Genomic DNA, 22,126 nt, shown 5'->3' with positions numbered 1-22,126 from the left:
ATTAAAGCGGCATTAAACTTTGAAAACTTTACCTGCAGCAGCAATATCTACTGCCTCATAAACTTCTTGGGCTTCGGTTTTAAATTCGGTTAAATCGTCGTATCGGGTCGAAAAGTGGCCTAATATTAGTTGTTTTGCATTTGCCTGTTTAGCTATACTTGCAGCTTGTTTGGCGGTACAATGCTTAGTAGGAAAGGCATTTTGTTCATGCTTTTCTAAGAATGTAGATTCATGGTATAACAAATCTACATCTTTAATTATGGGAATTATAGATTCTGTATATACAGTATCACTACAAAAGGCATAACTTTTTGGTTTTTTTGGAGGTAATGTAACAGTTTCATTTTTTATTAATTTACCATTTTCATTATATACATCTCCACCTTGTTTTAGTTTTCTGTAATAAGCAACATCAATGTTATCGTTTAAAATAGCATTCATGTCTAATTTTCGTTCGCCTTCTTTTTCTTTAAATAAAAACCCGTTAGTGTAAACACGATGTTTTAATGGGATGGTGTGAACTTCAACAGCATCATCTTCATAAATTAGTTCAGATTCTTTAGAAGTTAATTCGTGAAATATGAGTTTAAAATTGGTCCAAGATCCGCCAAGTTTCATTTGTAATGTAATAACTTCTTCCAGTCCTTTAGGGCCATAGATATGTAAATCGGTTTCCCGTGTTAAGAGTCTAAATGTAGAAACTAAACCTACTAATCCAAAATAATGATCGCCATGTAAATGTGAAATAAAGATGTGTTTTATACGGTTAAATTTAACCTTATATTTTCTTAATTGTACTTGTGTACCTTCGCCGCAATCAATTAAAAACACATTATTCTTTATCTCTAATACTTGAGACGTTTGGTGTGCAGAAATACGTGGTGTTGCACTATGACAACCAAGAATAGTTAATTGCATAATTAAAAACCTAAATCACGTTCCATCTCTTCCATTTCAATAATATCGTAAGCTTCTTGAAGTGTTGGTACTATAACAATTTCTTCAATAGATTGATCTAAATCTGTTTTGTCTGAAACTAAAACAAACGAATGTTTTGCTTTTCTGTGTGTATTTGAAATCTGAAGAAATTCAATAATTTGTTCTAATGTCAGTTTGTTTAAAGACATTAGATTTACAATAACATTATTGTTTTTAAATTTTGAATACAAATCCTCCATTTTTTTTATTAACTGAGTAGGAGTTTCATTTTCTGCAGTAACAATTGTAATGTTACTTTCTGTATTTAAAATCATAATTACTGTTTTATTTTTGAAGCTAATAAATAAATTACAGCCATTCTAATGGCTACACCATTTTGTACTTGATCTAAAATTATTGCTTGTTTAGAATCTGCGACATCACTTGTTATTTCTACCCCACGATTAATTGGTCCTGGGTGCATAATGGTAATTTCTTTATTAAGGCTATCTAGTAATGCTTTATCTACTCCAAATTGTTGTGTATATTCTCTTGTAGAAGGAAAATAACTAATATCCATACGTTCATTTTGCACACGAAGCATATTTGCTACGTCGCACCATTCTAAAGCTTTGCGTAAATTTGTTTCAACTTTTACGCCTAATTTATCAATATATTTAGGAATTAAAGTTTTTGGTCCACAAACCATAACATTTGCCCCTTGCAATTGTAATGCATAAATGTTTGAAAGTGCTACTCTACTATGCAGAATATCTCCAACAATAACTACATTTTTCCCTTCAACCTCACCTAAACGTTCACGTATTGAGTAGGAATCTAATAAAGCTTGTGTAGGATGTTCATGAGCGCCATCTCCAGCGTTTACAATACTTGCATTTACATGTTTAGAGAGAAATACACCAGCACCAGGATTTGGGTGACGCATAACAACCATATCTACTTTCATAGATAAAATATTGTTTACGGTATCTATTAACGTTTCTCCTTTTTTTACAGAAGATTGAGAAGCTGAAAAATTTATAACATCTGCAGATAGTCGTTTCTCTGCCAATTCAAAAGATAACTTGGTTCGTGTTGAATTTTCGAAAAACAGATTGGCAATGGTAATGTCACGAAGTGAAGGCACTTTTTTAATGGGCCTATTAATAACTTCTTTAAAATGATCGGCAGTTTCAAAAATTAACTGAATATCTTCTTTGTTAAGATATTTAATACCTAGTAAGTGGTTTACACTTAATTCGCTCATCTTATTCTAATTATTTATTAAGTACACAGCATCTTCTTCGCTTTGCTCCTGCCATTGTACTATTACTTTTTCTTTATTAATTGCATCTACTTGTCGGCCACGATAATTGGGTTGTATGGGTAAATGTCTACTAAAACGTCTATCTATTAACGTTAATAATTCAATTTCTTCGGGTCTCCCAAAAGATTGTATAGCAGTAAGAGCAGCACGAATACTACGTCCTGTGTATAATACATCGTCTATAAAAACAACGTTTTTATTTTCTACTACAAAGCTTATATCTGTGGTATTTGCTTCAAGAGGTTTGTCACTTCTTCTAAAATCATCACGATAAAAAGTTATATCTAAAAGTCCTAATTTAAGATCTTTAATCTTATACTCCTCTTTTAAAATCTTGGCCAATCGTTTAGCTAAAAACGTACCTCTAGGTTGTAAACCTACTAAAACGGTATTGGAAAAATCGTTATGTTTTTCAATAAGTTGACAAGCCAATCGATGAAGAATGATGTTTACCTCTGTAGCATTAAGTAACACTTTTTGACTCATATTGTTTTAAACATATTTGCTAAACAAAGGTAATGTAAATATTTAATACTTGGGATTTCTTAAACTATAAAACATAAAAAAAGCCTTCCAAACTTGGAAGGCTTTTTAAATTATAAACAGTTAGAAAAATTATTTTCCTTCCATTTTATCTTTAAGAGCTTGTAAAGCATCATTAGCATCACCTAAAGTTGGTTTAGATTCTGCAGCAGCAGCTGTTTGTTTTTTCACAGCAGCTTTTACATTTGCAATCTCTTCTTCTTTAAAGATAGCAGTGTGCGAAGCCACTACTCTTTTAAATTCTTTGTTGAATTCAATAATTTTAAATTCAGCAGAATCTCCTTTTCCTAATTTAGAACCATCTTCTTTTTCTAAATGACGTGAAGGAACAAAAGCAACGATATCTTCGTTAAAATCAATAGTTGCACCTTTATCTACAACGTCTGAGATAGTAGCTGTATGTACAGTACCTACTGCAAATTCAGTTTCGTATTTATCCCATGGATTAGTAGTTGTTTGTTTGTGACCTAAAGATAATTTACGTCCTTCAACATCCAATTCTAATACTACAACATCTAATTTGTCTCCTACAGAGCAGAATTCTGATGGGTGTTTAATTTTCTTAGTCCAAGATAAATCTGAGATGTAAATTAATCCATCGATACCTTCTTCTAATTCAACAAATACACCAAAGTTTGTAAAGTTACGTACAATACCTGTGTGCTTAGAACCTAGAGGGTATTTAGATGTAATATCTGTCCATGGATCTGGAGTTAATTGCTTAATTCCAAGAGACATTTTACGCTCTTCTCTATCTAAAGTTAAGATTACTGCTTCAACTTCGTCTCCAACAGATACGAAATCTTGAGCAGAACGTAAGTGTGTAGACCAAGACATTTCAGAAACGTGAACTAAACCTTCAACACCTTCTGCTACTTCAATAAATGCACCGTAATCTGCGATTACAACAACTTTACCTTTTACTTTGTCTCCAACTTTAACTTCTTCACCTAATGCATCCCAAGGGTGCTTAGATAATTGCTTAAGACCTAATTGGATTCTTGATTTATCTTCATCGAAATCAAGAATAACAACGTTTAATTTTTGATCTAATTCAACGATTTCGTTAGGGTGATTAATTCTAGACCAAGAAAGGTCTGTAATGTGAATTAATCCGTCTACGCCACCAAGGTCGATGAATACACCGTAAGAAGTAATGTTTTTAACAACACCTTCTAATACTTGACCTTTTTCTAATTGACCAATAATTTCTTTTTTCTGTTCTTCAATATCTGCTTCAATAAGCGCTTTATGAGACACTACAACGTTTTTAAATTCGTGGTTGATTTTCACAACTTTAAATTCCATTGTTTTGTTTACATACTGATCGTAATCTCTAATTGGCTTAACATCGATTTGAGAACCTGGTAAGAATGCTTCAATACCAAATACGTCAACGATCATACCACCTTTAGTTCTACACTTAACAAAACCGTTAACGATTTCACCAGTATCATGAGCGTTATTTACGCGATCCCATGCTTTAATTACACGAGCTTTTCTGTGAGATAATACTAATTGTCCAGTTGCATCTTCACGCACATCAATTAATACTTCTACTTTGTCACCAACAGCTAAGTTAGGGTTGTAACGGAATTCGTTTAACGAAATTACACCTTCAGATTTAGCGTTAATGTCAATAATAGCATCACGGTCAGAAATGTGTACTACAGTTCCTTCTACTACTTCGTCATTTAAAGTGTCAACGAAATTTTCTGCTACTAATTTTTCAAATTCTTTTAATTGAGAATCTTCAACTTCATCAATACCTTCTTGGTAGTTGTGCCAGTTAAAGTCTGCTAAGAATTTTTCAGGGTTTGCTTGAGCTTCAGATACTTTTGGAGCTTCTACAGATTGTGCTTCAGTTGCTTCAACTTCAGCTTGTTTTGCTTTTTCAGCCATTTAATAAAAAATTAATAATACATGTGCGTTTTAGTTTTACTTACACCTGCATTACATCTTGTATCCTATATGTCTTTGGAAGAATTAAGCGACGACCACATAGAAGTGTTATAACTATATTTTCTTTTCCTTTTATCTTTCCAATTGTCGCTAAAAGGAGTGCAAAATTAATTATATTTTTTAATATAGCCTAATTTTTGTAATTTAATTTAAATAACTGAAAATTAGTTGTTTAATATTAACTTCTATTTGTTAAAAAAATAACAGGAACTTGAAAGAAAATTAATATATTGTGATTAGAAAAAAATACAAATTATTATGACAGCAAAAGCAAAATACCAAGATGTTCTAGATTTAGGAGAAGCATTAAATATTAAAAACGGAGATGTTTCTGAAGAAAATGGGGTTTTAAAAGTTAAAGGAATGGCTAAAACTCAATATGAAAAGAATTTACTTTGGGATAAAATTAAAGCAATTGGAGGTGAAAACCCTACAGATATTATGGCTAATATTACTGTTGAAGATACTAGTGTTTTTCATAGACATACTGTTAAAAGTGGTGAAACTTTAGGTAAAATAGCTAAACAATATTATGGAGATGCTTCTAAATACCAAACAATTTTTAAAGCAAATTCTGATATTCTTAAAAATCCAGATTTAATACATCCTGATCAAGAATTAATTATACCAAACCTTTAATTTAAGTTTAAAATATAAAAAAGGAGTATTCATAGTATGAATACTCTTTTTTTGTTACTTATTAATAATGTTGTCTATTAATTTGATGATGTTTTGGTATTGTTCTTCAATGGTTGCATTAGAGTTGTCTATAGCAATAGCATCTTCAGCTTTAATTAATGGCGAATCTGCACGTGTACTGTCTAAATGGTCTCTTTTCTGTACATTTTCAAAAACAGCTTCAAAGGTTATGTTTTCGCCGTTATTTTTTAATTCATTATAACGTCTTAATGCTCGAGTTTCAGCAGATGCGGTCATAAATATTTTAAGTTCGGCATCAGGAAATACTACAGTACCTATATCACGACCATCCATAACTACTGCTTTATCTTGACCGATTTCCTTTTGAATTTTTACCAATTGTGCCCTAACTTCTGGAACTGCAGCAACGATACTAACTAAATTAGACACTTCTAGCGTACGTATATTATTCTCTATATTTTGATTATTTAAATAAACTTCTGCAAATCCTAATGAGTCATTAAATTTAAAAGACACTTGTGCTTGTGGTAAAGATGCTATTAGTTTATCCTTGTCAAAATGATCTTTAGAAATCAGATTGTTTTGCATTGCAAAAAAAGTTATAGCTCTGTACATTGCTCCAGAATCAACATATATATAGCCCAAAGATTTTGCTATTAATTTAGCAATAGTACTTTTCCCTGTTGACGAGAACCCATCAATAGCAATTGTTATTTTTTTCATTATTGTAAATCTATATTTATTCCGAAATAGTTTGAACTTGCTGCACTTGAATACTTGGCATAAGTGTAACTAAATCGCATTTTATTCATTTTAATTCCGATACCAGCAGACAAGCCTGAGAAATTTCGTTCGTCTATAATACGCAACTCCTCTCCTCTTCTAAAATTATACCCTAATCGGATATTAAAACCACTATCTGGAAATAATTCTGCTCCTAGAATGGTATGTCGCATCACATTCTGTACAAAACTTACTTCTTCTTCGGTTTGATTTCCTTCTAAATCTGTTTCTACGCGAGCAGGATTTGAAACTGCTATAGGCCATTCTTGTAAATTCTCTAAGGTGACATGCCAACGTATTGGCACATTTTCTAGTTTTTGAGAAAAACCTAAATCTATTTCAAAGGGTAAGGGTTCGTTTTGTCCTGCATAGGTAGTGATTTGTGTTCCAAAATTTCGTACTACTAAAGCAGCATTAAAGTTTAATTTCTGGTCTACATATAAAATTCCGAAATCTAGTGCTGCGCCCATAGAAGAATATTGTTCTAAGGACGATGTGATAAATTTAACATTGGCACCAACATAAAAATCTGATGCTCCAATTTGTGTAGCATATCCTAAAGATAAGGCAGCTTCATTTCCTGTAAATGTTCCGGTTTCATTACCATCTTCGTCATACCCTTGAAATTCACCATAATTTACATAAGTAATCCCACCATGAAGTGTTTGTGTACGTCTGTCGTAAGTATAAGCATAAGCTGCTGTACCGTAACCCACAACACCAAGATGACTTGTGTAGTTTAAGGCAAGCTGATTATCCATTTCAACATTAATAGTTGCAGGATTGTATAACGCTTGTGTAACATCGTAATCTACATTGGTAAGTACTTTACCTCCTAAAGCAGCTTGGCGCGGAGAAGACACTAAATTTAAAAATTGATAAGTTGACTCTCCACCCAATTGAGCGGATGCGACATAACTACAACAACTCATAAAAAATAATGCTAATGTTCGCCTCATACAGTTGCAAATTAAATAAATCTTGAGTTTAAAACGTTGATTTATTAATTATATTTTTTAGAGTTGTATAATGTTTTAGAAGTGGTGTTATTCGATTATACTTAGCTTTTACAAGACAAAAGCATCTTAAACTATAAAGTTTCAGATGCTTTTGTGATTATATAATAAAGTAATATTTAAAATTTAAACTATAATGTTTTTGCGTTTTTTACTTTCTGATTTGTTAAAGCAATTTTTAAAACGTCACTCATTTCAGTTACATAATGGAATGTTAAACCTTTTAAATACTCTTGTTTTATTTCTTCAATATCACGTCGGTTTTCTTCGCACAGCATAATGTCTTTAATTCTGGCACGTTTTGCTGCTAGAATTTTTTCTTTAATTCCGCCAACAGGTAAAACTTTTCCACGTAGTGTAATTTCACCTGTCATTGCTAAACTACTTTTTACTTTACGTTGTGTAAATAAAGACACTAGAGAAGTTAACATTGTTACACCAGCACTTGGTCCATCTTTTGGAGTAGCACCTTCTGGAACGTGAATGTGTACGTTATATTTATCGAAAATTTCTGGATTTAAGTCCAATTCTTCTGCATTTGCTTTAATATATTCCATTGCAATTGTTGCAGATTCTTTCATAACTTTACCTAAATTACCGGTAATACTTAAATTACCTTTACCTTTAGATAAAATAGATTCTATAAAGAGGATATCACCACCCACACGTGTCCACGCCAAACCTGTAACAACTCCGGCCACATTATTATTTTCGTATTTATCGCGTTCTAATTTTGGACCGCCCAAAACCTCAATAATATCTTCGTTGGAAATTTTTACATTATATTCCTCTTCCATCGCTATGTTTTTAGCCACATAACGTACTACTTTAGCAATTTGCTTTTCAAGGCCACGAACTCCAGATTCTCTGGTATAACCTTCTACAATTTTTTCTAATTGTGGTTTACCTATTTTAATATCTTTCTCTGTTAATCCGTGTTCTTTTATTTGTTTAGGAACTAAGTGTCGTTTTGCAATTTCAACTTTTTCTTCTATAGTATATCCTGTAACATTTATAATTTCCATACGATCTAATAATGCTGGTTGTATGGTGTTTAAACTATTAGAAGTGGCTACAAACATAACCTTAGAAAGATCGTACCCCAACTCTAAGAAATTATCGTGGAAAGCACTATTTTGTTCTGGATCTAAAACTTCTAACAACGCAGAAGAAGGATCGCCTTGGTGAGAATTAGATAACTTATCTATTTCGTCCAATACAAACACTGGATTAGAGGTTCCTGCTTTTTTAAGACTTTGTAAAATACGTCCAGGCATAGCCCCAATATATGTTTTACGGTGTCCGCGTATTTCTGCTTCGTCACGTAAACCACCTAAAGATACACGCACATATTCACGTCCTAAAGCTTCGGCAATAGATTTTCCTAAAGAGGTTTTACCAACACCTGGAGGCCCGTAAAGACATAAAATTGGTGATTTCATATCGTTACGTAATTTTAAAACGGCTAAATATTCAATAATACGACGTTTCACATCTTCTAAACCATAGTGATCACGATCTAGAATACGTTGGGCACGCTTTAAATCAAATTTATCTTTACTAAATTCATTCCAAGGTAAATCTAGAAATAAATCTAAGTAATTACGTTGTATAGAATATTCTGCAACTTGTGGATTCATACGTTGCATTTTAGCTAACTCTTTCTCAAAGTGTTTCGCAACAGTCTCGTCCCATTTTTTTTCTTTAGAACGGGTTCTCATTTCTTCAATTTCCTCTTCATAACTCACACCACCTAATTCTTCTTGAATGGTTTTCATTTGTTGATGTAGGAAATATTCGCGTTGTTGCTGGTTCATATCACTTTGAACTTTTAACTGGATGTCGTTTTTAAGTTCTAATTTCTGAAACTCAACATTCATATAACGTAACGTTTCTAAAGCACGTTCTTTAAGATCGTTAGCTTCTAAAAGACTTTGCTTCTCTTTAACAGACAAATTCATATTAGAGGCTACAAAGTTTATTAAAAACGAATTGCTTTCAATGTTTTTTATAGCAAAAGAAGCTTCTGTAGGAATACTTGGACTTTCCTTAATAATTTGCAGTGATAATTCTTTAATAGATTCTATAATTGCAAGAAACTCTTTATTTTTATTTGCAGGTCTTATTTCAGGAACTTCAGATATGGTTGCTTTTAAATACGGATCTTCAGTTGTTACTTCGTTAATTTTAAAACGTTTTTTACCTTGTATAATGACGGTTGTATTACCGTCAGGCATTTTTAAAACACGTAAAATGCGCGCAACAGTTCCGGTTTCGTAAATATCTTTTGCACTTGGATCTTCAATAGTTTCATCTTTTTGAGACACGACACCTATGACTTTACCTCCGGCATTGGCGTCATTAATAAGTTTAATAGATTTGTCGCGCCCAGCTGTAATTGGAATGACAACGCCTGGAAATAACACCGTATTACGTAACGAGAGTATTGGTAAAGTGTCTGGAAGTTGTTCTTTATTTATTTCTTCTTCGTCCTCTGGGGTCATTAAAGGTATTAATTCTGAATTTTCATCGAACTCCTGAAATGACAAACTGTCAAGACTTAAAAAATTAGATTTTTTCATATATATATTTAAGTCAATCTGTCATTAATTTATTTACACAACAGATTGTTTTATTTTTATTAATAAACTACAAAATAATTATATTTCTGCAAATCAGCCAATTATGACTGTGTTTAATATTGTTAGTGGTATATATTTTTCAATTAATATGCCAAGTTCATGAAAATTATAAAACTTTTAGTTTAAAAACTGTAACAATAATGTAATACCTTCATCTTAATATAAACCATTTATTATTTATAGTAGTTGTTACTAGCCAACACACATATTGATACACTTATAACGCTTTGTAAAACTGGAGACCAATCTGCGCAATTGGAAGTTTATAACAGATATTATAAAGCCATGTATAATACCTCTTTTAGAATTGTAAAAAACAGTTTTGAAGCCGAAGATATTATGCAAGATTCTTTTTTAACAGCATTTACAAAATTAGAATCGTTAAACGATATTAAAACATTTGGTGCATGGCTTAAACGCATTGTTATTAATAACAGTATTCATCACTTTAATAAAAATAATAAATATGAAGATGTCCCATTTGATACAGTTATGTACAAAGTAGAAGACACATATGTAGATCCTATACAAGATCAAGATGCTAAAGCACAAGCGAATTTGATTTTAAAAACCATGAATTCACTAAAAGATAATTATAGAATAGCGCTTACTTTACATTTAATTGAAGGTTATGATTATGAAGAAATTTCGGGAATAATGAATGTAAGTTATGCCAATTGTCGCACCACAATTTCTAGAGCAAAAGAAAGCTTAAGACAAAAATTACAACGTGTTGTTTAAAAGATAAAGACTATGAAACCAGATACTAATTTAGACGATTTGTTTAAAACGTTACAAGGTAATTTTGATGTAGAAACACCTGATGCTCATCATAAAGATCGGTTTTTAGCCAAGCTAAAAAACCAGCATGTAACGGAGTTGCCACCTGAAATAAAACACAAACATGCTGTATTTGTAAAACCATTTTTGGCTGTAGCAGCTACTGTTATATTGCTAATTACATTAACCTTTATTTTTAATAAAGCCGAAAACACAACAGATTTAGCAAGTGTTTCTCCAGAAATGGCAAAAACGCAAAGTTTTTTTAATGCTACAATTTCTCAGGAATTAAAACAGTTAGAAAAAGAAAATGCTCCAGAAGTACAACCTTTAATACAAGACGCTTTAAAACAATTAAACATACTAGAAGCCGATTATAATAAATTAAAATTAGACTTATCCAATAGCGGTCATGATAAACGTGTTATTTACGCTATGATTTCTAATTTTCAAAACCGGATTGAAATTTTAGAAAATGTTCTAGAAACAATAGATAATGTTAAACAGTTAAAAAATATATCAAATGATAATCAAAATACCATATAAATTAATCTTATTTCTCTTACTCATGCCTGTAATGGTGTTAGCCAATACTCCAGTAAAAGCTAAACACACAAAAACAAAAGTCATAAAAAAGGAATTTAACGTGAACAGTAATGCTACTTTAAGTATTGATAATAGTTACGGAAATCTAGATGTTATAACTTGGAATGAAAACCGTATAGTATTTGAAATTACTATAACCACTAACGGTAACGACTCTGATAAAGTGCAAAATAAACTTGAAGATATTTCAGTAACATTTAATGCATCACCTACTTATGTGTCTGCTAAAACTATTTTTACAAAATCAAAATCAAAATGGTGGGATTGGAATGGTTCAGATAATGTAAATATGAAAATAAATTATGTTGTTAAAATACCTATAACAAACAGTGTAAATCTGAAAAATGATTACGGAGCCATTAATTTAGATAAACTTGAAGGACGTGCTAAAATTAATTGCGATTATGGAAAAATTACAACTAAGGAATTAATGGCAGATCATAATGAAATTGAGTTTGATTATACCTCTAATTCTTATTTTGAATACATAAAAAGTGGTATTATAAATGCGGATTATAGTGGATTTACAGTAGCTAAAACAAAAGATTTATTGATTGAAGCCGATTACACCAACAGTAAAGTTGAAATAGGTGAAAATGTAAAGTATAACTGCGATTATGGAAGTCTAACTATTGATATGGTAAATCATTTTAAAGGTGAAGGCGATTATTTAACAGTGGTAATAGGAGATGTCTATAAATCTGTAAATATAGATGCCGATTATGGCTCAATAAAAATTAAAAACCTGACTGCAAGTGCAAATAATGTGTACATCGACTCAGATTATGTAGGTATTAAAATAGGTTACGATCCGCATTTTTTTTTCGATTTTGAATTAGAATTAGATTATGCCGATTTACGTGATCAAGAAGGCTTTGAATTTAATGTAAAACGCATTGAGTCTAGTGGTAAATATTATAAAGGGTTTTACGGTGAAGCCAACACAGGAAATAACATAAAAATCGATTCGGATTACGGAAACATTTCATTTATAAAAAATTAACTACAAATACTTATTAAACCTATGAAAAGCATCATATTAAAAAAAATCAGTTTATTAGTTGTCGCAATTATTAGTCTAACATCTTGTGTGAGCATAAGTAAAGGCATTCAAGGTAATGGTGATTTTATTACAGATCACAGAACTACATCGGGTTATGATATTGTAAGTTGTGCAGGCTCTATGAATTATATTCTTGTAAAAGGTACAGAAGGTAAAATTACTGTTGAAGGAGAATCTAATTTAGTGCCGTATATTTTAACCGAAGTACAAGGCAATACTTTAATTGTAAAAACAGAAGATGGTGTTAACCTTAATCCAAGTAATAACAGAGATATTATAATTACTATTCCTTTTGAAGATCTTACTAAAGTATCATTAACTGGATCTGGAGATATAATTAATGAAGATGTAATTAATGCTGAAAACTTAAATGTGTCACTTACAGGATCAGGAGATATAATATTAGATATTGAAACGGTATCGGTAGAAAGTAGCGTTACAGGTTCAGGAGATTTAACTTTAAAGGGGCAAACAGAAAATTTAAATATTAATGTAACTGGATCTGGAGATTTTCATGGTTTTGGTTTAATTTCTAAAAACACAGATGCTTCAGTAACTGGCTCTGGTGATGCAGAAGTAGTCAGTATAGAAGTTTTTAAAGGACGCGTTTCTGGTTCTGGAGATATAGAATATAAAGGCAATCCTAAAGAAGAAGACGTTAAGGTATCGGGTTCTGGAAGTATAGAAATGCAATAAACACAATTTATATTATGCAAAAAGCATCCTTTTTAAGGATGCTTTTTTGTTTATAGTGTTATTGAATGTTTTTTGTTCTAGGTACACGGTATAATAATATAATACCTATAAAAAAGAAAATAAATAAAAATAGAATGGCATTTCGCATACTACCTGTTATTTGATCTATACTACCATAAATTACCATACCTATTACAATACCTATTTTCTCAGACACATCAAAGAAGCTAAAGTACGACGTTGTATCGTTTGTTTCTGGTAAAAACTTAGAGTAAGTAGATCTAGATAAGGCTTGAATACCTCCCATTACTAAACCTACAAACATTGCTGTAATATAAAACTGAGTAGGTGTTTTTACAAAATAGCCATAAAAACATAGTCCCATCCAAATAAAATTTATAACAATAAGAGTTTGTATGTTTCCAAATTTAGCAGAAGCTTTAGAGGTTAAAAAAGCGCCAACAATAGCAACAATTTGGATAACTAATATACTAACAATTAACCCCATAGTTTTCTCCTGTTCTCCACCCCAATCTACTTCTTGTTCTCCAAAATATGTAGCGACTAACATAATGGTTTGCACAGCCATACTATATACAAAGAATGCTCTTAAATACCGTATTAAACGCACATTACTTTTAATGGCTCTAAATACTATTTTAAGTTCTTTAAAGCCATTAAACAATACAGATTTAGTTACTTTATTCCCGGTTTTAGCTCCTTTTGGTAAAATATAATAAGTATACTGGCTAAACACAATCCACCATACTCCTACGGTTATAAAAGAGTATCTCATGGCTTTCATTGCAGCTTCACCTTCAGTACCGCTAATGCCAAACAAATCAGGTTTCATAACCATTGCTAGGTTAAAAATTAATAACAAAACGCTACCAATATAACCTAATGAAAAGCCTTTAGCACTAATACGATCTTGTTGTTCAGGAAAAGCAATATCTGGTAGATATGAATTATAGAAAACTAGACTTCCCCAATACCCTATTAAACCTAAAAAATAAAAAGTTAAACTTAAATAGATGTAATCTAAGCTAAACCAATTTAAACCTATACAAGCTAAACCACCAGTATAGCAGAAAAATTTCATAAATACTTTTTTATTACCTATAAAATCAGCTATACCAGAAAGTATCGGAGACATAAATGCAATAACAAGAAAAGCAAATGCTGTAATAAATGATATTAAAGCCGTATTTTTTACATCAGTACCAAAAATATGAACTTGCTTAGTGTCTGTAGAAAATAATGCACCATAAAAAATGGGAAATATTGTCGAGGCAATGGTTAAGGTATATACAGAGTTTGCCCAATCGTAAAATGCCCAAGCATTTAATAATTTCTTACTCCCCTTTGGATGTGTTTTCATTTAAAATATATAATATATAAAAGATAACAGGCTTTTAAATTGTTACTTTATTAGTCTGTAAAAGAAGTAACACCAAACTTTTTTGCTTCTGCTATTGCATCTGGAACGAGTTTAGTCAATTCAGATATACGACTTGCATTTGCAGGGTGTGTACTTAAAAACTCTGGGGTACTGCTTGTTTCCATTCGCGTCCATAATTTAGGGGCAGCTTCTGGATTATAGCCTGCTATAGCCATAAGTACAATTCCTATTCTATCGGCTTCAGATTCATGACTTCTACTAAATGGTAAAGTTCCTAGAACGGTAGAGCCTATTCCAAAATACTGATTAAACATATCACGACTTTCCTGATCTGTAAGTGCTATATTCCCTGTAATTGCGATTCCCTGTTGTATGTAAGCAGCACTCATGCGTTGCTGTCCATGATTTGCTAAAGCATGTGCCACCTCATGCCCCATAATTGCAGCGATACCAGCATCTGTTTGGGCAACAGGTAAAATACCTGTATAAAATACAATTTTACCACCTGGCATACACCAAGCATTTTTGGTGTCGTCTTCAACTAAATTGTATTCCCATTTGTATCCATCTAAATAACCAGCATAACCATTTGCATTTAAATAACGCTCTGCAGCGGTTGCAATACGTTGACCAATTCTTGTTATACGTGAAGCATCTTCTGTGCCTTTAACTACTTTATTTTCTTTTAAAAAAGCATCATATTGTTTGAAAGATGATGCAAATAAATTATCGTTTTTAACAAAAGCCATAGTTTGTTTACCTGTAAATGGATTTGTAGCACAAGAGCCAAATACTAATAGTAAAGCTATAATGTAAATACGAGAAATTGAATTCATAACTATTTCTTTTTCTTTATAAAATTTTTTAATAAGTATAGATTTAACATTTTTTATGAAAAACTTATGTAAGTATAAACATATAAAACGACAATTAAAAAAACATTTGTACTATGAAACCCATTTTAATTTTATGTTTAGCTTTTAGTCTTTTTTCTTGCAATGGATTTTCTCAAAAAAAAGAATCCAAAGACACATCGTATAAAGTTGTAAAAACAGAAGCTGAATGGAAAGCACAACTTACTCCATTACAATATCGTGTTTTAAGACAAGAAGGCACAGAACAACCTTTTACAAGTCCGATAAATAAAATTTATGAAGATGGTATCTATGTTTGCGCAGCTTGCGATACACCTTTATTTAACAGTGATGCAAAATTTGATTCAGGTACAGGCTGGCCAAGTTTTGACAATTATATAAAAGGAAATGTGCTTTTCTCTGAAGGCGGTGGCGGTATGTACGGCATTGAAGAACATTGTGCGACCTGTGGTGGTCATTTAGGACATGTGTTTAATGACGGACCAAGAAAAACTACAGGAAAAAGACATTGTATTAATGGTGCTGCGATTAAGTTTATACCAGAGTCTTAATCATTCATCAGATTTTAATTTCTTTTTAAATGGACGTATAATTAATCGTGCTTCTCTATCAAAACGGATATAATTATACACCCAATTAACAAATACGATCATTCTGTTTCTAAATCCGATTAAAAAGAAAAGGTGTACAAACATCCATACAAACCAAGCAAAAACACCCTGAAATTTATACTTTGGTAAATCTACCACAGCTTTATTTCTTCCTACAGTTGCCATTGCACCTTTATCTTTATATTTAAAAGGTTCTAAAGGTAAACCTTCCAACAAGCGTTTTAAATTATGGCCTAATTGTTTTCCTTGTTGGATGGCAGGTTGGGCCATCATTGGGTATCCGTATGGAGTCGCTTCGGTTTCTATTTGAGCCACATCTCCAATAGCAAAAATGTTTGAGTAAGTTTTTAATTGATTAAATTCGTTTACAATAATTCTATTACTCCTAGACACTAAATCTGCGCCTTCAATACCTTTTATATTGGCGCCTTTTACACCAGCAGCCCAAATCATAGTAGCGGTTTCAAACACAACATCAGTATTGGTTGTAACTACTTTTCCGTCGTAATTAGATACCCGTGTATTTTTCCAAACATTTACACCCAATTTTTCTAAAAAAGCTTCAGCTTTTTTTGAAGCTTCCTCGCTCATTTCTTTTAAAATGCGATTTCCAGATTGAACTAAATTAATTTGTGCTAGACGAGTGTCTAAATCAGGATAATCTTTAGGAAGTATCCCTTTTTTAATTTCTGCTAAAGCACCAGCAAGCTCTACGCCTGTTGGTCCTGCACCAACAATTACAAAATTCATTAAGGCATTACGTTCTTGTAAATCAGATGTTAATAGCGCTTCTTCAAAATTTTCTAATATTAAACTTCTTAAATTTAAGGCTTGTGGTATTGTTTTCATAGACATGCTATTGGTCTCAATAGATGTATTTCCAAAATAATTAGTTTCAGATCCCGAAGCAATAACCAAGTAATCATATTTAAGCAACCCTATATCTGTAATAACCTTGTTATTCTTCGGATCAATTTCTAACACATTTGCTAGTCTAAACTGAAAATTAGAATAGTTTTGAAGAATTTTACGAATGGGATACGCAATAGAGTCAGGCTCTAATCCACCCGTTGAAACTTGATAAAGTAAAGGTTGAAAATTATGATAATTATGTTTGTCTAGTAGTACTACTTGTACGTCTTGTTTAGATAATACTTTTGCTAAAGAAACTCCAGCAAAACCTCCGCCAATAATAACAATACGCGGATTACTTATTCTTTTTATATTCATATATAGTTACTTACAAAACAAAGGTAACAAAAGATCTATTTTTTTACCTATCTAAATTCATTATTCGGATTAGGTTTCGTAAATTCGTAGCATTAAACGATTTAATGAATTAATCATGAGTAAATACGATATTATTGTTCTTGGAAGTGGTCCTGGAGGCTACGTAACCGCTATTAGAGCGTCTCAATTAGGTTTTAAAACTGCTATAGTAGAAAAAGAAAACTTAGGTGGGGTTTGCCTAAATTGGGGATGTATTCCTACTAAAGCCCTTTTAAAGTCAGCTCAAGTATTCGAATATTTAAAACATGCAGAAGATTACGGCTTGTCTGTTAAAGAATACGACAAAGATTTTAATGCTGTTGTTAAGCGTAGCCGTGGTGTTGCTGATGGCATGAGTAAAGGAATTCAATTTTTAATGAAAAAAAATAAAATTGATGTCATTGAAGGATACGGAACATTAAAACCAGGCAAAAAAATTGATGTAGATGGTACTGAATATAGCGCAGACCATATTATTATAGCTACAGGTGCACGTTCTCGTGAATTACCTAATTTACCACAAGATGGCAAAAAAGTTATAGGATACAGACAAGCTATGACTTTGCCTGAACAACCTAAGAAAATGATTGTTGTTGGATCTGGTGCTATTGGAGTTGAATTTGCTTACTTCTACAACTCTATGGGTACTGAAGTAACAATAGTAGAATATTTACCAAATATTGTTCCTGTTGAAGATGAAGATGTTTCTAAACAATTAGAACGTTCTTTCAAGAAAATTGGAATTAATGTAATGACATCTGCAGAAGTTACAACTATAGATACTTCTGGAGATGGTGTTAAAGCTACAGTAAAAACGGGTAAAGGAGAAGAAGTATTAGAAGCTGATATTATTCTTTCTGCAGTGGGAATTAAAACTAATATTGAAAATATTGGTTTAGAAGATGTAGGTATTGCTGTAGATCGTGATAAAGTTTTAGTAAACGATTATTACCAAACCAATGTTCCAGGCTATTACGCTATTGGAGATATTACTCCAGGTCAAGCTTTAGCTCACGTAGCTTCTGCTGAAGGTATTTTATGTGTTGAAAAAATTGCAGGTATGCATGTTGAACCAATAGACTATGGTAACATTCCTGGGTGTACATATGCATCTCCAGAGATTGCTAGTGTTGGTTTAACAGAAAAGAAAGCTAAAGAACAAGGTTACGATATTAAAGTTGGTAAATTCCCTTTCTCAGCCTCTGGTAAAGCAAGTGCTGCTGGTAATAAAGATGGTTTTGTAAAAGTGATTTTTGATGCTAAATATGGTGAATGGTTAGGCTGCCACATGATTGGTGCAGGTGTTACCGATATGATTGCTGAAGCTGTTTTAGGTCGTAAATTAGAAACTACAGGTCATGAAGTATTAAAAGCAATTCACCCTCACCCAACAATGAGTGAAGCCGTTATGGAAGCTGTTGCTGCTGCTTATGATGAAGTTATACATATCTAATCTATAACTTATTTTTATATACGTATTTATAAAAGGTGATTTGTACTATGTGCAAATCACCTTTTTTTATAGCTGCTTTAAAATCATAGGCAATGTTTACATTATGATATAAAAAAAGTCTCAGATAATTCTGAGACTTTTTTTGTGAGGGTATGTTTTGAGGTTTAAAACATATATCCTACACCAAATTGCCAAACATCATTCTTACCATCTACATCTTCAAAAAGAGTATCGTCTTCAAAGATATTTGTTAAACCTAACGTATAACGTGCACTTAAAAAGACTCCACTGTCAAACTTATAAGATGTACCAAAGGCTAGACTAGTATCAAAATCTTTTACATAAGAATCGTCACTGTCTATTTCTAAATCACCATTATCAGAATTAGGTTCACTATCAAATTCTTCATGAACTTTAAATCCAAATTGTGGTCCTGCTTCTACACTCAATCCTTCAACTAAATATACTTTTAGTAATAATGGAACTTGAATATAATCTAATTGATATTCCACATTATCGTCTGTGTCAAAAATATTATCTTGGTCTCTTTCTAACACATCGAAACCTTGACCAGAATAAAAAACTTCTGGTTGAAAAGATACACGTTCAGAAATTGGGACTTCTGCAAGTAAACCAACATTAAAACTTGTTCGTGAATCAACATCATCAAAATCATCGCCAGTTAACTTGGAAAAATTAACTCCAGCTTTAGCTCCTATTTGAAATGCTTTAGAATCTGATTGAGCATTAACTGATGTAAATGCTAATAAAAATACTACTGTAAATGCAATTAAATTTTTCATCTTTTTGATTGTTTTTTTATGAGTTATAAGAACAAATCTATAAGTCAAAAAGCAGCTAACAATAAGGGTTAACAGCAAATTAACAAGTTCTTAAAATGATCTAAAAATCAATCGGAAAAATTAAATTTCCCCATCAACTCTTTTGCTACAATTGTTAACGCTTTCAATAAAATTGAACAAATTATCATCATTTATTTTTTTAATAAATTTTCTTAAACAGCGTATTATAGATACAATCTGTAATGTGTTTTTAGTATAAAATCAATACTAGTTCTTACTTTTGAAAAAAAAACATAATAATGAATTTAAAAGACATCATACAAAACAGACGTTCTGTTTTTCCAAATCAATATATTGATAAACCTATTTCTAAAACTGTTATTTTAGAATTGTTAAATGCGGCTAATTGGGCACCTACACACAAACGTACAGAGCCTTGGCGTTTTAAGGTATTACAAGGCGATAAAAAAAATGAGTTAGGTGTATTTTTGTCTAATAAATTTAAAGCGACAACCGATAAATTTTCAGAATTTAAATACAATAAAATTCAACGAAATTTTAAAAATGCAGGGGGTATAATTGCTATTTGTATGGCTAGAGATCCTGAAGAAAGTATTCCTGAATGGGAAGAAGTTGCCGCTACAGCTATGGCCGTTCAAAATATGTGGCTTACTGCAACCAATTTAGGTTTAGGAGCTTATTGGAGTTCTCCTGGATTAATAGGTTTTATGGATGAGTTTTTTCATCTTGAAGATAACGAAAAATGTCTTGGATTTTTATTTTTGGGACATTATGAAGGGAGTGCTCCAAAACGTGAGCCCAATGCCATAGATGATAAAGTAGAATGGTTGTAATTGTATTTAGTACACGTCTTGTAATATCTTTTAAATTGTAATTAATAATAATGTGTGCAAATCTATTTTAGATGGGCTTTATTTTTGTGCTTCTAATTTTAATTTATAATTTATAAAAAACTTTGAATGGCTAACTCATAACTTTTTAAACCAAAACCAACTATAACTCCCTTTGCAACCGCAGAAATGTAAGAATGATGTCTGAAAGTTTCTCTAGAAAAGGTGTTAGAAATATGGACTTCAATAACAGGTGTTTCAATACCTTTAATAGCATCACCAAGTGCTACAGAAGTGTGTGTATAAGCCGCAGCATTGAGCACAATACCATCGTAACTAAATCCAACTTCATGAATTTTATTAATAAGTTCTCCTTCTATATTTGATTGAAAATATGATAATTCTACTGTATTATATTTTTTTTTAATACTTTCAAAGAAATCAGTAAACGTTAAACTACCATATATTTCAGGTTCACGTTTTCCTAATAAATTTAAATTGGGACCGTTTAATATTAAAATTTTTTTCATAAAGTAAAAGTATAAAAGAATATAGCATAAAAAAAGGCGAATATTTAATTTCGCCTTTAAAAATATATTTTGTTTGGTTTAGTTTACATTAAACATAAACCCGAAGTTAAGTGTCGACCAAGTAATCCAACTGTTGTTGCTTACACCAGTATATGAAAGATTCAATTGAATCATATCGTTTAAATTAAAACCAATCATAGGTTTGTAATAAAAACCTCCATTAAACTGATCGCTTACACCAATAGCATATCCAAAATCTGCTCCAAATTCAATTTGGGCAGAAGGTACATAACGTGTTGCTAAGGCAATAGGAATAAATTGTGCATCTTCTTTTTCATAAAAATCTAGTAAATAATCGGTGTCATTATATACTACACCATAACCGGAAGCAATACCCATATTTAATAATGGAGCAACAGGCAATAAATAATTAATATCTGCTGAGAATCCTGCAGAAGCATAATCATTCAATTCGTAAACAGGTAACATAAAACTAGCACCAATATTTAACCCTGAGTGTCCTGTTGGTAATGCTCTGTAAGTGGTTGTTTTTCTTACAACAGTTTGAGCAAAAGCACTAATTGATACAAAAACAATTAACAATAGCGTGAAGTAGTTCTTTTTCATAATTAATTAGTTATTTATTAATACTTTTAACCTGATCTTTTAAGGTTTTTTAGTGCTTAAAAATAGTATTTTATTATGATATAATCATTTTTATACTATTCATTAACTATTAAAATTAATCGTAAAACCTAAACTTGCTGCAGACCATGTCCAATTATTCGAAATTCCTGAATATGAAATATTAAGCTGAAAGGCTTCACAAATATTATATCCAAAAATGGGTTTAAAATAAAAACCTCCATCCCAGTTTTCACTTAAACCAAAAGCATAACCTAAATCTGTACCAATTACAAAACCATTTAAAATAGCTACTCTAGTAGCAGCTGCAACTGGAATATACCTAAAATCTCTGTTTTTAGTTATTGGTCCCCAACTTTGGTTATCATCTTTAGCAAAATAAATACCATACCCAGATGCTAGCCCAATACTAATGTTTCTATGAGCTTGGTATAAATAATTTGCATCTAATAATATACCTGTAGACACTACATTACTTGCAGCGTTTAATGGTATAGCCAAGCTTGCTCCTAAGTTCAGCCCTTCTTGTACATTTCTTCCTGTAAAAACTGCTGTTGCTGCAGCTGGTTTCCATCGATCAAAATTAAATAATGTATTTTCAAAACCTAAAGGTTGTGCAAAACTTTTACACACGAAAACTAAAAGAATTATTGCAGTAACAATTTCTCGTCTCATAATAAGTAGATGTTAT

The 22,126-nt window shown here is 31.6% G+C and carries 23 protein-coding genes; 8 read left to right on the top strand and 15 right to left on the bottom strand.

Going from position 1 to position 22,126, the window contains the following annotated elements; all coding sequences use genetic code 11:
- Positions 1–12: 12 nt before the first annotated feature.
- From FNB79_RS12835 to rpsA, 5 genes are all read right to left on the bottom strand, one after another.
- A complete protein-coding gene (locus tag FNB79_RS12835; RefSeq protein WP_143381687.1) occupies positions 13–918 on the bottom strand; it encodes a ribonuclease Z in 906 nt (301 codons plus the stop codon).
- A 2-nt stretch (positions 919–920) separates the two neighbouring features.
- A complete protein-coding gene (locus FNB79_RS12830) occupies positions 921–1,253 on the bottom strand; it encodes a ribonuclease Z (RefSeq protein WP_143381686.1) in 333 nt (110 codons plus the stop codon).
- Between the two features lie 2 nt (positions 1,254–1,255).
- Positions 1,256–2,185 carry an aspartate carbamoyltransferase catalytic subunit gene (locus FNB79_RS12825; protein ID WP_143381685.1) on the bottom strand — a complete coding sequence of 310 codons (930 nt, stop codon included), beginning with the start codon at positions 2,183–2,185 and terminating at the stop codon, positions 1,256–1,258.
- 6 nt (positions 2,186–2,191) lie between these two features.
- A complete protein-coding gene (gene pyrR, locus FNB79_RS12820; protein WP_143381684.1) occupies positions 2,192–2,731 on the bottom strand; it encodes a bifunctional pyr operon transcriptional regulator/uracil phosphoribosyltransferase PyrR in 540 nt (179 codons plus the stop codon).
- Positions 2,732–2,860: 129 nt separating this feature from the next.
- Positions 2,861–4,690, bottom strand: coding sequence for a 30S ribosomal protein S1 (rpsA, locus tag FNB79_RS12815; RefSeq protein ID WP_143381683.1), 1,830 nt, complete (start codon positions 4,688–4,690; stop codon positions 2,861–2,863).
- 318 nt (positions 4,691–5,008) lie between these two features.
- Here rpsA and FNB79_RS12810 point away from each other — a divergent pair, with 318 nt between their 5' ends.
- Positions 5,009–5,389 (top strand): LysM peptidoglycan-binding domain-containing protein, encoded by a 381-nt coding sequence (locus tag FNB79_RS12810; RefSeq protein WP_143381682.1) that lies wholly within the window; start codon positions 5,009–5,011, stop codon positions 5,387–5,389.
- A gap of 54 nt (positions 5,390–5,443) precedes the next feature.
- On the opposite strand, the gene cmk is transcribed toward FNB79_RS12810, so the two are convergent.
- The 3 genes from cmk to lon all read right to left on the bottom strand — a co-directional run bounded on the left by cmk (position 5,444) and on the right by lon (position 9,791).
- A complete protein-coding gene (gene cmk / locus FNB79_RS12805; RefSeq protein WP_143381681.1) occupies positions 5,444–6,133 on the bottom strand; it encodes a (d)CMP kinase in 690 nt (229 codons plus the stop codon).
- A complete protein-coding gene (porQ, locus tag FNB79_RS12800) occupies positions 6,133–7,152 on the bottom strand; it encodes a type IX secretion system protein PorQ (RefSeq protein ID WP_143381680.1) in 1,020 nt (339 codons plus the stop codon). The genes cmk and porQ overlap by 1 nt, the downstream gene beginning before the upstream one ends.
- A 188-nt stretch (positions 7,153–7,340) precedes the next feature.
- Positions 7,341–9,791, bottom strand: a complete 2,451-nt coding sequence (gene lon / locus FNB79_RS12795; RefSeq protein ID WP_143381679.1) for an endopeptidase La — start codon at positions 9,789–9,791, stop codon at positions 7,341–7,343.
- A 246-nt stretch (positions 9,792–10,037) separates the two neighbouring features.
- On the opposite strand from lon, the gene FNB79_RS12790 reads away from it, so the two are divergent.
- Genes FNB79_RS12790 through FNB79_RS12775 form a run of 4 tightly spaced genes read left to right on the top strand, consistent with a single transcriptional unit; the run spans position 10,038 to position 12,996 of the window.
- Positions 10,038–10,592 carry an RNA polymerase sigma factor gene (locus tag FNB79_RS12790; protein ID WP_143381678.1) on the top strand — a complete coding sequence of 185 codons (555 nt, stop codon included), beginning with the start codon at positions 10,038–10,040 and terminating at the stop codon, positions 10,590–10,592.
- Between the two features lie 12 nt (positions 10,593–10,604).
- Positions 10,605–11,177 carry a hypothetical protein gene (locus tag FNB79_RS12785; protein WP_143381677.1) on the top strand — a complete coding sequence of 191 codons (573 nt, stop codon included), beginning with the start codon at positions 10,605–10,607 and terminating at the stop codon, positions 11,175–11,177.
- Entirely contained in the window at positions 11,155–12,240 is a 1,086-nt protein-coding gene (locus tag FNB79_RS12780; protein WP_143381676.1) for a hypothetical protein, read from the top strand. Before FNB79_RS12785 ends, FNB79_RS12780 begins: the two co-directional genes overlap by 23 nt.
- Positions 12,241–12,261: 21 nt before the next feature.
- A complete protein-coding gene (locus FNB79_RS12775) occupies positions 12,262–12,996 on the top strand; it encodes a head GIN domain-containing protein (protein ID WP_143381675.1) in 735 nt (244 codons plus the stop codon).
- A gap of 58 nt (positions 12,997–13,054) precedes the next feature.
- Here FNB79_RS12775 and FNB79_RS12770 read toward each other — a convergent pair whose 3' ends face one another.
- Together FNB79_RS12770 and FNB79_RS12765 are read right to left on the bottom strand one after the other, a co-directional pair.
- The gene (locus tag FNB79_RS12770; protein ID WP_143381674.1) at positions 13,055–14,377 is read right to left on the bottom strand and encodes an MFS transporter; all 1,323 of its coding nucleotides are present in this window, start codon (positions 14,375–14,377) and stop codon (positions 13,055–13,057) included.
- A gap of 50 nt (positions 14,378–14,427) precedes the next feature.
- On the bottom strand, positions 14,428–15,234 hold the full coding sequence (locus tag FNB79_RS12765; RefSeq protein WP_143381673.1) for a M48 family metallopeptidase: 807 nt from the start codon (positions 15,232–15,234) through the stop codon (positions 14,428–14,430).
- 113 nt (positions 15,235–15,347) lie between these two features.
- On the opposite strand from FNB79_RS12765, the gene msrB reads away from it, so the two are divergent.
- On the top strand, positions 15,348–15,824 hold the full coding sequence (gene msrB, locus FNB79_RS12760) for a peptide-methionine (R)-S-oxide reductase MsrB (RefSeq protein WP_143381672.1): 477 nt from the start codon (positions 15,348–15,350) through the stop codon (positions 15,822–15,824).
- Here msrB and FNB79_RS12755 read toward each other — a convergent pair whose 3' ends face one another.
- A complete protein-coding gene (locus tag FNB79_RS12755; protein WP_143381671.1) occupies positions 15,825–17,114 on the bottom strand; it encodes an NAD(P)/FAD-dependent oxidoreductase in 1,290 nt (429 codons plus the stop codon).
- Between the two features lie 115 nt (positions 17,115–17,229).
- Here FNB79_RS12755 and lpdA point away from each other — a divergent pair, with 115 nt between their 5' ends.
- Positions 17,230–18,606, top strand: a complete 1,377-nt coding sequence (lpdA, locus tag FNB79_RS12750) for a dihydrolipoyl dehydrogenase (RefSeq protein ID WP_143381670.1) — start codon at positions 17,230–17,232, stop codon at positions 18,604–18,606.
- A gap of 164 nt (positions 18,607–18,770) precedes the next feature.
- Here the strand turns inward: lpdA and FNB79_RS12745 are convergent, their stop codons facing one another.
- A complete protein-coding gene (locus FNB79_RS12745; protein WP_143381669.1) occupies positions 18,771–19,409 on the bottom strand; it encodes a porin family protein in 639 nt (212 codons plus the stop codon).
- 299 nt (positions 19,410–19,708) lie between these two features.
- On the opposite strand from FNB79_RS12745, the gene FNB79_RS12740 reads away from it, so the two are divergent.
- A complete protein-coding gene (locus FNB79_RS12740) occupies positions 19,709–20,263 on the top strand; it encodes a nitroreductase family protein (protein WP_143381668.1) in 555 nt (184 codons plus the stop codon).
- A gap of 110 nt (positions 20,264–20,373) precedes the next feature.
- Here the strand turns inward: FNB79_RS12740 and aroQ are convergent, their stop codons facing one another.
- The 3 genes from aroQ to FNB79_RS12725 all read right to left on the bottom strand — a co-directional run bounded on the left by aroQ (position 20,374) and on the right by FNB79_RS12725 (position 22,110).
- On the bottom strand, positions 20,374–20,790 hold the full coding sequence (gene aroQ, locus FNB79_RS12735; RefSeq protein ID WP_143381667.1) for a type II 3-dehydroquinate dehydratase: 417 nt from the start codon (positions 20,788–20,790) through the stop codon (positions 20,374–20,376).
- A gap of 78 nt (positions 20,791–20,868) precedes the next feature.
- On the bottom strand, positions 20,869–21,417 hold the full coding sequence (locus tag FNB79_RS12730) for a hypothetical protein (protein ID WP_143381666.1): 549 nt from the start codon (positions 21,415–21,417) through the stop codon (positions 20,869–20,871).
- 102 nt (positions 21,418–21,519) lie between these two features.
- Positions 21,520–22,110: a hypothetical protein gene (locus FNB79_RS12725; protein ID WP_143381665.1), complete on the bottom strand. Its 591-nt coding sequence runs from the start codon at positions 22,108–22,110 to the stop codon at positions 21,520–21,522.
- Between the last annotated feature and the right edge of the window lie 16 nt (positions 22,111–22,126).

It is taken from the genome of Formosa sediminum (assembly GCF_007197735.1).
Taxonomy (GTDB): domain Bacteria; phylum Bacteroidota; class Bacteroidia; order Flavobacteriales; family Flavobacteriaceae; genus Formosa; species Formosa sediminum.
Note: the sequence above shows the minus strand (reverse complement) of the source record. Positions and strands in the feature narration are given on the sequence as shown.